8 protein-coding genes are annotated in these 12,046 nt (G+C 69.9%); 3 read left to right on the top strand and 5 right to left on the bottom strand.

Annotated features, from left to right (window positions below; translation table 11 throughout):
- Nucleotides 1-11: 11 nt before the first annotated feature.
- Entirely contained in the window at nucleotides 12-497 is a 486-nt protein-coding gene (locus tag WME95_RS24745; protein WP_437555139.1) for an NUDIX hydrolase, read from the bottom strand.
- Nucleotides 498-1,470: 973 nt separating this feature from the next.
- Here WME95_RS24745 and WME95_RS24740 point away from each other — a divergent pair.
- Entirely contained in the window at nucleotides 1,471-2,289 is an 819-nt protein-coding gene (locus tag WME95_RS24740) for a carbon-nitrogen hydrolase family protein (protein WP_437910857.1), read from the top strand.
- An 85-nt stretch (nucleotides 2,290-2,374) separates the two neighbouring features.
- Here the strand turns inward: WME95_RS24740 and WME95_RS24735 are convergent, their stop codons facing one another.
- From WME95_RS24735 to WME95_RS24725, 3 genes are all read right to left on the bottom strand, one after another.
- Nucleotides 2,375-2,896 carry a helix-turn-helix domain-containing protein gene (locus tag WME95_RS24735; protein WP_437910856.1) on the bottom strand — a complete coding sequence of 174 codons (522 nt, stop codon included), beginning with the start codon at nucleotides 2,894-2,896 and terminating at the stop codon, nucleotides 2,375-2,377.
- 447 nt (nucleotides 2,897-3,343) lie between these two features.
- A complete protein-coding gene (locus tag WME95_RS24730) occupies nucleotides 3,344-5,281 on the bottom strand; it encodes a DNA gyrase/topoisomerase IV subunit B (protein ID WP_437910855.1) in 1,938 nt (645 codons plus the stop codon).
- 2 nt (nucleotides 5,282-5,283) lie between these two features.
- The gene (locus WME95_RS24725) at nucleotides 5,284-7,686 is read right to left on the bottom strand and encodes a DNA gyrase/topoisomerase IV subunit A (protein WP_437910854.1); all 2,403 of its coding nucleotides are present in this window, start codon (nucleotides 7,684-7,686) and stop codon (nucleotides 5,284-5,286) included.
- 309 nt (nucleotides 7,687-7,995) lie between these two features.
- Between WME95_RS24725 and bamA the strand changes: the two genes are divergently transcribed.
- Both bamA and WME95_RS24715 read left to right on the top strand, forming a co-directional pair.
- Nucleotides 7,996-10,644, top strand: coding sequence for an outer membrane protein assembly factor BamA (gene bamA, locus WME95_RS24720; RefSeq protein ID WP_437910853.1), 2,649 nt, complete (start codon nucleotides 7,996-7,998; stop codon nucleotides 10,642-10,644).
- Between the two features lie 212 nt (nucleotides 10,645-10,856).
- A complete protein-coding gene (locus tag WME95_RS24715) occupies nucleotides 10,857-11,642 on the top strand; it encodes a rhomboid family intramembrane serine protease (RefSeq protein WP_437910852.1) in 786 nt (261 codons plus the stop codon).
- Between the two features lie 48 nt (nucleotides 11,643-11,690).
- Here the strand turns inward: WME95_RS24715 and WME95_RS24710 are convergent, their stop codons facing one another.
- Nucleotides 11,691-12,038, bottom strand: a complete 348-nt coding sequence (locus WME95_RS24710; RefSeq protein WP_437910851.1) for a hypothetical protein — start codon at nucleotides 12,036-12,038, stop codon at nucleotides 11,691-11,693.
- Between the last annotated feature and the right edge of the window lie 8 nt (nucleotides 12,039-12,046).

The raw sequence follows: 12,046 nt of genomic DNA, 5'->3' as shown, positions 1-12,046 counted from the left end.
CTTGCCTCGGCTCACTCGAGCTCCGTGTCGCCGGCGCGCCGGGCGGCGGCGAAGAGATCCCCCATGCCCATCGCGAGCTCGGACGGGAGCTCGTCTTCCCGGAACAGCCTGACCTCGCGGATCTCGAGCGGATTTTGCGGAGGGCGCGTCGGCGCGGCGATCCGGGCGGTGACGACGACCGTCACGGCGTGGAAGCGAATGTCGCGATCAGGCCGCGAGTACACGCCCACGACCCGCCCGAGCTCGACCTCGGTGACGCCGGCCTCCTCGGCGAGCTCCCGCACGATGCTGTCGCGGAGCGTCTCTCCCCATTCCAGGGTGCCTCCCGGGAGCGCCCATGTTCCGGTGTCGCTGCGGCGAATGAGCAGCCACCGGCCGTCGGCGGTCTGAGCGGCGGCGGCGATCCCGACGACAGGCCGCCGGAGCAGCGCGCGGGCGACCTCCTTGGCGAGGGCGAGCACGGAGCGCGGCAACAGCGACAGGGGAGCGATTTCCATGAGAATTTTTGTGGCGTGCGGGCAAAGCATAGGAGCGATCGGGCGCCGCCGGGAGAGGGTTCCGTGCGGCCTCGGCGGATCCTGCGGACATCCATGAGCCGTGCGGCTCAGGCTCGGTCGCGGGAGAGAGGCAGGCTACGCTCGTCCTCATCATGGCGATCGTGCGGAGGGCGATGCGCGCTCCTGTCGGGTTGTACGGCTGGGCTGTCCTCAGCGGCGTGATGGCCTGGGGCGCGGCGCTTGCGCTTGCGTCGCTCCCGAGCTGCACCGACGAGCGGCTCGCGTCGCCTCGCCCTCAGGCAGGCGTCTCCGCCAGCGCGGGCGCCTCGGGGGGGGCGCTGCCCGATGCGGGCGCCGACGAGGGGCCGGCGAACCTTTGCGAGTGCCTCGCGGCCTATGGCGGCGAAGCCGGACGCTGCGGCGATTGCTTCAACGAGCATGCGTCCCGCGGTGGGCGCTGCGAGGCGGAGCTCGCGGCGTGCGACGGGGAGCCTGAGTGCAGGCCGATCAGCCTGTGCCTGAAGGGGTGCGGCCACAACAAAGCCTGCCAGACGGCGTGCGTGTTCCCGGACGATGCGGGCGCTGCTCACCGGATCTTCCAGCGGGTGCTCGCCTGTGTATGCGCCGCGTGCAGCGCCAGGTGCACCTACTCCGGCGCGCCGCTCGAGTGCGCCGCGCCCACCGAGGTGGACGGAAGCGGTGGAGCCGCGGGCGCCAGCGGGGCAGGTGGCGCTGGTGCCGGTGGTGCCGGTGGCGCTGGTGCCGGTGGTGCCGGTGGCGCTGGTGCCGGTGGGGCAGGTGGCGCTGCCGGGGCAGGTGGCGCTGGTGCCAGTGGCGCTGTGGGCGCCGGCGGGGCAGGTGGCGCTGGTGCCAGTGGCGCTGCGGGAGCGTCCGGAGATCGAGGAATCTGACGAGCCCTGCGCTCCCGTCGGCGCGTGGTCCACGCCGGGTCCCCGTGCGGTAGGCTTGCCGCATGGAGAAACCGGTGATCTGGGCGGCCCTTCAGCTCTCCAGCCAGGAGAACGTGGGCGAGAACCTGGCGCGGGTCGAGGTGCTCGTCGTGGAGGCGGCGCGCCGTGGGGCGACGACGGTCGTGCTGCCCGAGAACTTCGCGTACATGGGCAACGAGGAGGGGAAGCGCAACATCGCGGAGGACCTCGACGCTGGCGGCGGTCCGATCGCGCGTCGTCTCGCCGACGCGGCGCGCTCCGCCCGGGTGACGATCGTGGCCGGCGGCTTCCCTGAACGCGCGCACGATCCGGCGCGGCCGTACAACACCTGCGCGGTCTTCGGGGCCGACGGCCGGCTCACCGCGCGCTACCGGAAGATTCACCTCTTCGATGTCGAGATCGCCGACGGAACGAAGTACCGCGAGTCGGCGTCGACGACCGCCGGGGAGCGCCCCGTCGTCACCGAGATCGACGGCGTGAAGCTCGGACTCTCGATCTGCTACGACGTCCGGTTTCCGGAGCTCTACCGTGCGCTGTCGTCCGCGGGTGCAGAGGTCATCGTCGTCCCTGCGGCGTTCACCCTGCTCACCGGCAAGGACCACTGGCTGGTCCTGCTCCGCGCCCGGGCCATCGAGGCCCAGGCGTACGTCGTGGCCGCGGCGCAGTGGGGCAAGCATCCTGGCGGGCGGGCGACGTTCGGGAAATCGTGCGTCATCGATCCGTGGGGTGAGGTGATCGCTCAGGCCTCGGAAGGGGAGGGGATCGCGATGGCGATGCTCGACCCCTCCTACCTCGATCGGGTCAGGGCGAACCTACCCTCGCTCACGCACCGGAGGCTCTGATCGTCATGTCATGGGGGTAAGCACTTTGTCCTCGCACCGGAGGCGGCGGTGCCGGCGCTTCATATGGCCGATCTCTGCCGTCAGCTCACTCGGCAGAGGCGTCGCTCGGCTCCGTCTCTGCGGCCGGGGGCGGCGTGCTGCCGCGCTTGGACAGGAGGGCGCGGAGCTCCGCAGGCCTGCGGAAGCCGATGCGGCGGGCGACCTCTCCCTCGGTTAGCCCCTCATGAAGGAGCGTTCGCGCGCGCTCCGCACGCACCTCATCGTAATAGACGTGGGGCGATGACCCGAAGGCGGCGCGGAAGAGCCGCGCGAAATGAAACTCGGACAGATCGAGGTCCAGCGCGACCTCGTAAGAACGGATCCTCTGGCCTGCTTCCGCGGCGCTGCGGATGCGGTCGCGGCCGAGCAGGATCCGCTCCGAGGTACTGCGCGGGAGCGGGGCTGCCGAGCGCGGTGGTGGCGTGGATCGGGAGGCGCCGGTCGCTGCAGAGCGCTCGCGCGGCGGCTGCGCGCTGTGGCTCGGCGCAGCGACGCCAGGCGTGGGGAGTGACGCCGGCCGTGCGGCAGGCGCGCCGCTCGGAACCGACAGGGAACATGCGGCCGGCATGCTGTGGGACGAGGAGGGTGCGATCGGAGTCGAGATAGGAAGCGCAGTCGTCACGAGTACCTCTCCAGCGGTGAAAGGGCGGTGTCTCGCGGTCATCGCGGCCACCGGCGCGACGTATTGCAACCAGCAGGCCGCAAGCTGATGCAGCGCTCTCGGCTCACGCGGTTCGGCGTTCAGCAGCACAAAATCCCGCGATTGCCCGGCCACCTGCTCGCGACGTCCGACGGGGTGTGGCCTGCCGTTCACGTGGCACAGGCGCCAGAGATCACCCGCGGTTGGCACATTGTGTCTTCGCGACGTGCACGCCATGGCGGTCGCCTGCATCGCGACATCCTCGCGGCGAGCTCATGGGGGTCAGGGAGGATGAATGCGGGAGCGCGGCGCCGCATCCAACGAGGTCCGCGCGAGGCGCGAAGTCGCCGCGACCTCTCGAACGAGGGATCGATGTCAGACGTCGATCTCGGCGTTCGGCGCGCGCTCCATGATGAAGCGGAAGCGCGCCTGGGCGTCCTTGCCCATCAGCTCGTTGAGGATGCGATCGGTCTCGATCTCTCCCTCGATCACGATGCGCAGCGCGCGCCGGCGTCGGATGTCGAGCGTGGTCGCCTTGAGGTCCTCCGCGGGCATCTCGCCGAGCCCCTTGAACCGCGAGATATCCGCCTTGGCCGTCTTGGGGAGCTTCGCGAGGACCCGGTCGCGCTCCGCGTCGTCGAGCGCCCAGTGCGTCTCCTTGCCGACGTCGATCCTGTAGAGGGGCGGCTGCGCGAGGAACACGTGCCCGCCGCGGAGCAGGCCGGGCAGGTGCCGGTAGAAGAACGTCAGCAGCAGCGTCGCGATGTGCTGGCCGTCGCTGTCGGCGTCCATGAGCAGAAAAATCCTTCCGTAGCGCAACTTGGAGGCATCGAAGTCCTTTCCAAAGCCGCAGCCCAGCGCGCTCACGATGTCCTGGAGCTCCTTGTTGCCGAGCACCTTCGAGGTCGAGGCCTGCTCCGCGTTGAGCACCTTGCCGCGGAGCGGGAGGATCGCCTGGGTCCGGCGGTCCCGGCCCTGCTTGGCCGAGCCACCTGCGCTGTCGCCCTCGACGATGAAGAGCTCGCTCTCGCTCGGATCGGTCGACGCGCAATCGGCGAGCTTCCCCGGCAGGTTGAGCCGGTGCGACACCGGCGTCTTGCGCAGGACCTGCTGGGTCGCCTCACGCCGCGCCTCCCTGGCGCGCGCCGCCAGGATCGCGCGGGCCACGATCGACTCGCCGGCCGTGCCGTTGTGGAGCATCCACTGCTCGAGCGCCGGCCGGACCAGGCCCTCGACCGCCGGCCCTGCCTCCGCGTTGTTGAGTCGATCCTTCGTCTGCCCCTGGAACTGCGGGTCCTGGATGTAGATGGACAGGACACCCACGATCCCCTCGCGGATGTCGTCGGCCGTCAGCGTCACCCCTTTCGGCTGGACCTTCTTCGCGTCCATGAACGCGCGGACCGCCTTCACGATCGCGGCGCTGAAGCCGGACTCGTGCGCGCCGCCCGCGTGCGTGGGGATACCGTTGACGTACGACTTCACGTACTCGTCGGTCGACTCGGTCCACTGGAGCGCGGCCTCCAGGCGGATCTCGCCCTCGCGCGCGACGTAGAAGATGGTCGGGTGCGTGACCGCCTTGCCGCGCTGGGCGACCAGCTTCGGCAAGAAGTCCGCGATGCCGTTCGGGTGGAGGAGCTCGATCGACTCTCCGGACGAGAGATCTCGGAACGCGATCTCGAGCCCTCCGTGGAGGTACGCCTTGGCCTCCAGGCGCTCGCGGATGGTCTCGGGATCGAAGCGCCGGCCCTGCCCGAAGATCTCCGGATCGGGCCGGAAATGGATGCTCGTGCCGTGCTTGCGGGTGGGCGCGCCCTTCTTGAGCTTGCTGGTCGGCGCGCCGCGCGAGAACGTCTGCTGGTGCTCGAACCCGTCGCGCAGCACCCGGACCTCCACGAGCTCGGAGAGAGCGTTGACGACGCTCGATCCGACGCCGTGGAGCCCGCCTGAGACCTTGTAGTTGTCGCTCGCGAACTTCCCGCCTGCGTGCAGCGTGCAGAAGATGAGCTCGAGCGCGGGGCGCTTGTACCTGGGATGGACGTCCACCGGGATCCCGCGCCCGTCGTCGATCACGGTGGCGCCCTGGAGATCGGCGTCGAGCGTCACCTCGATCCGCTTCGCGTGCCCGTTGATGGCCTCGTCGACGGCGTTGTCGACGATCTCCCAAAGCAGGTGGTGGTAGCCCCTGGCGTCGGTGCCGCCGATGTACATGGCGGGGCGCTTGCGGACGGGCTCGAGCCCCTCGAGCACCTCGATGTCAGCGGCCGTGTAACGTGCGCCGGAAGCGGCGCGGACCGGGGGATTCGTGGCGGCCATGTTCAGCTCACCTCCAGCGTCGGTACGACGACGGCCGGCGGCACCACGCGGGCGAAGCGGTCGCGTCGTGCGACAGGCTCGCCCTGGGTGCCGCGCTGGCCGGCGATTTTGCTCGCGGCGATCTCGAGCGTCTTGCCCTTCTCCGTCTCGACCGTGATCGCGTCGCTCGGCCTGAGGGCGAGCGCGGCGCCGACCAGGCGCTCACCTTCGGCGACCCGCATGACGACGGAGCCCTTGCCCGGGCCGGAGAGCAGGGCGAGCTCCTCCACGGCCACGCTGAGCGCCCAGGCGTCGCTCGAGGCGCAGAGCACCCGGTCGGCGCCGTCCACCGCGTGGACGAAGAGCACCTCGTCGCCCTCGTTCAGCTTGGCGAAGCGGCGCCCGGAGCGCGTCGATGGATCGCGGTGCGGCCGCAGCGAGAACCTGAAGCCGAGGCCTCCTCGGGTGATCGCCAGCGCGAAGGGCGGCTCCGGCTCGGCGGAGTCCGGGGTCTGCGCCGGGACGTCGAGCGCCCTCGGATCGAAGGACATCAGCGCGATCAGCCGCTCGCCGTCGGCCAGCTTGAACAGCTTCTGCACGGGATCGCCGTAGCCGGTCGACTGCGGCACCTCGTGGATGCGGCACACGTAGCACGCGCCGAGGTTCGAGAAGAACGCGACCGTCGACCGCGTCGAGCCGGCGACGGCCGCGAGGACGCTGTCTCCCTCGCGGATGCGCGTCGAGGCGAGATCCTTCACCTCGCGGACCCGCTTCACCCAGCCCTGCGCCGAGAGGATCACGTTCGCGTCCTCGGCCACGATGAAGTCCTCCGCCTGGTACTCGGGCTCGTCGATCGAGCCGACCACCTTCGTGCGGCGCTTCTCGCCGTAGGATCCCTTGATCTCGACGAGCTCGTCGCGGACGATCCCCCAGCGCTTCGCGTCGCTCCGGAGCAGCCCTTCGATCCGCTTGGCCTCCGCGCGCTTCTCGCCGAGATCCTTCTGCACGAGCTGGATCTCGAGCCGCGCCAGCCTGTAGAGCTTGAGCTCGAGGATCGCGTCCGTCTGCTCCTCGTTGAGGGTGAAGCGCTTCATCAGCTTCTCGGCCGCGTCGGCCTTGCCCTCGCTCTTGCGGATGATCCGGATCACCTCGTCGAGCGCGTCGAAGATCTTCTCGAACCCCTCGAGGATCGTGATCCGCCGCCTCAGCTCGCCGAGCTCGAACTCGAGCCGCCGCGTCACCGTCGCGTAGCGGAAGTCGAGGAACTTCGTCAGGATCTCGTGCAGGCCGAGCCGCCGCGGGGCGGCGATCTCCGCGTTGTCGGTGGGCACGAGGCAGGTGAGGTTCACCTGCACGTTGATCGCGAGCGGCGTCTGTTTGTAGAGGTACGCCATCACGAGCTGCGCGTCGGCGCCGCGCTTGAGCTCCATCACGATGCGCACCTCGCCGGTCGACTCATCGCGCACGTCCACGAGCGTCGGCAGCTTCTTGGAGAGGATCACCTCGGCGATCTTCTCGACGATCGCCTTCCGCTCGACGCCGTACGGGATCGAGGTGATCACGATCTGCGGAGCGGCGCCGCGCTTGCCGTCGCCCTCTTCCAGCTGCCACTCGCCGCGGAGCTTCAGCGAGCCCTGGCCTGCCGTGTAGATGGCCTCGAGCTCCTTCTTCGTCGCGTGCAGCTGACCTCCGGTCGGGAAATCCGGCCCCTTCACGTACGAGAGCAGCCGGTGCGTGGTGAGCTCGCGGCTCTCGATCAGCGCGACGCACGCGTCGATCACCTCGCCCAGGTTGTGCGGCGGGATGCTCGTCGCCATCCCGACAGCGATCCCCTGCGAGCCGTTCACGAGGAGGTTGGGGAAGCGCGACGGAAGGACGATCGGCTCGAAGCGGGTCCCGTCGTAGTTGGGACGAAAGTCCACGGTGCGCTGGCCGAGCTCGCTGAGCAGCTCCAGCGCCAGAGGCCGGAGCTTCGCCTCGGTGTAACGCATCGCGGCGGGCGCATCGCCGTCCACGGAGCCGAAGTTCCCGTGGCCGGCGATGAGCGGCGCCCGCATCACGAAGTCCTGCGCGAGCCGGACCATCGCGTCGTAGATCGCGACGTCGCCGTGCGGGTGGTACTTGCCCATCACGTCACCGACGACCGCGGCGCTCTTCCGGTACTTCGCGTCCGGCCCGAGGTGCAGGTCGTGCAGCATCGCGTAGAGGATGCGGCGCTGCACCGGCTTCAACCCGTCGCGGACGTCGGGCAGCGCGCGCGACGTGATGACGCTGAGCGCATAGTTCAGGTACCGGCGCTGCGCCTCGTCGGCGAGCGAGGTGTCGGGCGCCGGGGGCGGCGGCGGCTCGCTGTCACCGGGCCGGCCGCCACGGCGGCCCTTGCGGGACGCGTCACCGTCGGACGGAAGGGAGGGGGTTCGAGACACGCGATGCTCCAGGGAGTGCGCGGGCACCGGACGAACAGGTGCTCCGATGTTCAGGTGAACGCTGGCGAGCCTCGGCAATTACCCAGGGGCTCGCGCTCGGTCAAGGCTGCCTCGCGGGAATTTCTCGCAGCGCGTGCTCGCCTGCGCTCGTGCGGACCCTGGCATAGCGTCAGATGGCCGCGAGATCGACCCGAACGCGGGCAGCGCAGCGCGGCCTGACGGCGACGCCTTGATTTCGGCGTCCGCCCTTGAGACTCACGGCGCGCTGGGCTACGGGGTGGCGCCTTGTACGCGACAGGCACCCGACCCATGCTTCGCCTTCTCGGCCGCTGGCTGCGGCTCGTCTGGCTCGGCCTCTTCCTGGTGTTCGTTGCAGTAGCGGCGATACGGCCCCGGCTCGCGGCAGCTCAGGTGCCCGGAGGTGCTCCGGGCGCGCAGCCCCCCCGGGGCGGCGCCGCGCCGCCTCCCGCCCCGGCCAGCGCTGCGCAGCCGCCCGCGCCGGCCGACGCGACCGCAGGAGCCCAGCCTGGCGCCGGTACACCTGCGCAGGTCGCCGCCGACGCCGTCGAGCCGACGATCCATCTGGCGCCCACGGAGGCCGAGCTCGCTCGGGGGCAGCCGGTCGTTCAGGTCGCCATCGCCGGCAACCGGCGGATCTCGACCGAGGACGTGCTCGTCTACCTCGGGCAGACGCGGGTCGGCAGGCCGTTCACCCCCGAGGGGCTGGCGCGCGACGTGCGCGAGCTCTGGGACTCCGGCCTGTTCGACGACGTCGAGGTCGACCTCACGCGCCGCGACGACGGCGTGAGCCTGAGGGTGCTGGTCCGCGAGCGCCCGAGCATCAAGGCCATCGAGTTCTCCGGCAACAAGGAGATCGACGGCGAGGACCTCACCGAGGCGCTCTCGGTCGAGATCAAGACCGGCACGATCCTGAGCTACGCGGCGATCCGGCGTGGCGTGCAGAAGCTCCGCGACAAGTACGCCGAGGAGGGCTTCTTCCTCGCCGAGGTCAGCTACGAGGTCAAGCCGGAGCGGGAGAACCAGGTCACCGTCAAGTTCACGATTAAGGAGCACTCGCCGGTCACCGTCCGGCGCATCACGTTCATCGGCAACCAGAACATCTCGGACGAGGAGCTCCGGGAGGTCATGATCACGGGGCAGGGGGGCTTCTTCGCCTTCGGCACCGGCGGTCCGTTCCGCCAGGACGCGTTCGAGCGCGACGTCCTCGTGATCAACGCGCTCTACTACGATCGTGGCTTCCTCGCGGCGCAGGTCGCGACGCCCAGGGTGATGCTCACGCCCGACCGTACGGGCATCGAGGTCACGATCACGATCAACGAGGGGCCGCGCTTCCGCATCCGCTCGCTCCGCGTCTACGAGCGCGACGCCGACGGCCGCGAGATCGAGCCGCTCGGCGGGCGCCGCGCGCTGCGCGAGATGGTGCGGGCCAAGCCGGGCGACTGGTTCAACCGCGCCGAGCTCGCGAAGGATCTCGGCGCGATCCAGACGCTCTACCGGGACGCCGGGTACGCCAACGTCGAGGCGTCGCCTGACACCCAGCTCGACCCGGACAGGCGCGAGGTCGACATCACCGTCGGCATCCGCAGAAACCAGCTCGTCTACTTCGGGCGCATCGAGATCCGCGGCAACACGAAGACGCGGGACAAGGTGATCCGCCGCGAGATGGAGGTGGAGGAGCGGCGGCTGTTCAGCGAGACGAAGCTGGAGCGATCGAAGCAGCGGATCACGGCGCTCGGCTACTTCGAGCGGGTCGACATCTCCACCGAGCAGGGCGACGACCCCCAGCACATCAACGTCAACGTCGACATCGGCGAGAAGCCGACGGGCACCTTCCAGATCGGCGCGGGCTTCTCGAGCGTCGAGAACTTCATCGCGACGGCGCAGGTCCAGCAGGCGAACCTGCTCGGGAGCGGCCAGTCGCTGTCGCTCCAGGCGCAGATCTCCGGATCGCGGCGCCTCATCGACGTCCGCTTCTTCGAGCCGTACCTGTTCGACAGCCCGTTCTCCGCGGCGGTGAGCGTCTACAACCAGCTGCGGACCTACACGGAGTTCTCGCAGACCTCCACCGGCGGCTCGCTCACGCTCGGCTACCCGCTCATCGAACCGGAGCTGCGCGCGCAGCTGACCTACACGCTGGAGAACGACGAGATCTCGTCGGCCACGAACACCGGCCTCGGCACGGCAGAGGAGCGCGCCTCGTTCCAGCGGCTCCCGCTCTACAACCTCTTCAACGCCGGGCTCACGTCGAGCATCCGCCCTGCGCTCACCTTCGACACGCGCAACAACCAGCTCTTCCCGACCTCGGGCATTTACCTGCAGGGCTCGGTGGAGCTCGCCCACAGCGCGTTCGGCAGCGAGAACGAGTTCCTGCGGTACCGCGCCACGGGGAGGTTCTACTACCCGATCACGGACAGCCTGGTCCTCAAGCTGAACACCGAGGCCGGCATGGTGACGAGCCCCAACCCGCAGGGCGTGCCGATCTTCGCCCGCTTCTTCCTGGGCGGCATCCTCGACGTGCGCGGCTTCGAGATCCGGGACATCGGCCCGCGCCTCCCGCTCCGCGAGTCGCTCGATCCGAACTCGCTGCCCATCGCGAACGGCGCGAACATCGGCGGCAACCTGATGTACTACCAGAACCTCGAGCTGGAGTTCCCGATCCTCGAGGCCGTGCAGATCAAGGGCGTCGTCTTCACGGATCTGGGCAACGCCTGGAACCTCGAGAAGCTCTACTGCAACGCCGCCCCCGCATCGCCGCACGACGTCACGAACCCGTGCTTCTCGGCCGAGCGCCTCCTCGACGTCCGCACCTCGTGGGGATTCGGGCTCCGGTGGTTCTCCCCGCTCGGACCGCTGCGCTTCGAGTGGGGCTTCCCGTTCAAGCGGCTGCCCTACGAAGAGACGTACAAGTTCGAGTTCAACATCGGCAACTTCTTCTGAGCCGCTAGCCAGCGGACGCAGCAGGGACGTGCGCGCTCCCGGGGGGGCTGCCGGGGTGACTGTGCGCGGCCGGGCGGGCCCTGCCCCGGAGCGTCCTGGATGGCGCGCAGCGGGCGTCGCGGCCGCTGGATGGGGGGCGGCGCCGGGCGGATCGCCGTGGAGTCCGGGGGCAGCGGTTGCTCGTCGGGGGCGCCGCTGTTAGGTGGAGATCCATGCGCCCGGAGCACAGCTCGATGGGGTTCCCCAAGCCAGGCAAGGCCCTGCTGGGGATGATGATCGCGATCGGCTGTATCTGGGTGATGTTCACCCTGGGCCTGAACTGGGGGGGCGCCGGCGAAGGCGTGCTCCGTCCGTTCCTCGGGATCAGCGAGAAGGTGCTCCACGGTCAGGTGTGGCGGCTGCTCACGGCGCCGCTCGTCCACAGCCCGAGCAATCCCTGGCACTTCATCTGGACGCTGCTCGGCCTGTACTTCTTCGGCACCTCGCTCGAGGAGCGCTGGGGCGCCGGTCGCATGGTTGCGTTCCTCTTCGGCTCCGCGGCCTTCGCGTTCGCGCTTCAGGTGGCCGTCGGCGCCATCTTGCCGCAGGTGGAGCAGCCCGTGTTCTACGGCGGGTTCGGGATGGTCGGGGCGGTCTCCGTTGCGTGGGCGCTCGCGCACCGTCACGCCACGGTCCGCCTCTTCTTCGTCATCCCGGTGACGGGCACGATGCTGCTCGTCTTCATCTTCGCGATATCGGTGTTCTACGTGATCTCCAAGACTGCGCCGCCCCCGGAGGGGCAGATCACGCCGTTCGGCGCAATGCTCGCGGGCTACCTCTTCGGTGACTTCTCTCCGCTGCGTCGCTTCTATCTACGGATGCGCTTCCGCCAGCTGCAGGCGCAATCCGCGGCGCTCCGTCGCGTCCCCGCGGCGCGCGGCCGCTCCGGTGGCGTCCCGCTCCGGGTCATCCCCGGCGGCCAGAAAGACCCGCCGAAGGACAAGCGCTTCCTGAACTGAGATCGCCGCGGCGCGCCCGTCATGCCCCTCAGGCGCGGGCGCACGCGTTCACGGCGCGGCGCACCGACGGAGCTCCTCGAGCGTCTTCGCGCGCGTCAGGCAGCCGAGCTCGCCGGGGTCCACCTTGCTCCCGGCGAGCTCCCGCTTGCAGTCGGATGTCCACTCCGACGAGAGCCTCTCGCCCTCGCTGTCGATCACCACGGAGGCTTTCCCCGGGCCCCCTTTCGCGGCGGACCCCACCCGCTTTGCCTCCGCTGCCCACGCGGCGCGCATGCCCTCGCCGATCGTGCGGCAGTCTTCTTCGGACATCGTCTTGGTGCAGCAGCCGAGGACCGCGCTCGCGAGCACGAGGAGGGCCACGGCGGCGCGCTGCTCGCCGAGCGAACGGCTGCCCACGCGAGCGC

The organism is Sorangium sp. So ce327, assembly GCF_051530205.1.
GTDB lineage: Bacteria > Myxococcota_A > Polyangia > Polyangiales > Polyangiaceae > Sorangium > Sorangium cellulosum_B.
Note: the sequence above shows the minus strand (reverse complement) of the source record. Positions and strands in the feature narration are given on the sequence as shown.

Bases quoted from the DNA above. Each gene is read 5' to 3' on its own strand.
- WME95_RS24715 (WP_437910852.1), top strand. From the start codon at position 10,857: ATGCGCCCGGAGCACAGCTCGATGGGGTTCCCCAAGCCAGGCAAGGCC.
- WME95_RS24745 (WP_437555139.1), bottom strand. From the start codon at position 497: ATGGAAATCGCTCCCCTGTCGCTGTTGCCGCGCTCCGTGCTCGCCCTC.
- WME95_RS24735 (WP_437910856.1), bottom strand. From the start codon at position 2,896: ATGCCGGCCGCATGTTCCCTGTCGGTTCCGAGCGGCGCGCCTGCCGCA.
- WME95_RS24730 (WP_437910855.1), bottom strand. From the start codon at position 5,281: ATGGCCGCCACGAATCCCCCGGTCCGCGCCGCTTCCGGCGCACGTTAC.
- bamA (WP_437910853.1), top strand. From the start codon at position 7,996: ATGCTTCGCCTTCTCGGCCGCTGGCTGCGGCTCGTCTGGCTCGGCCTC.
- WME95_RS24740 (WP_437910857.1), top strand. From the start codon at position 1,471: ATGGAGAAACCGGTGATCTGGGCGGCCCTTCAGCTCTCCAGCCAGGAG.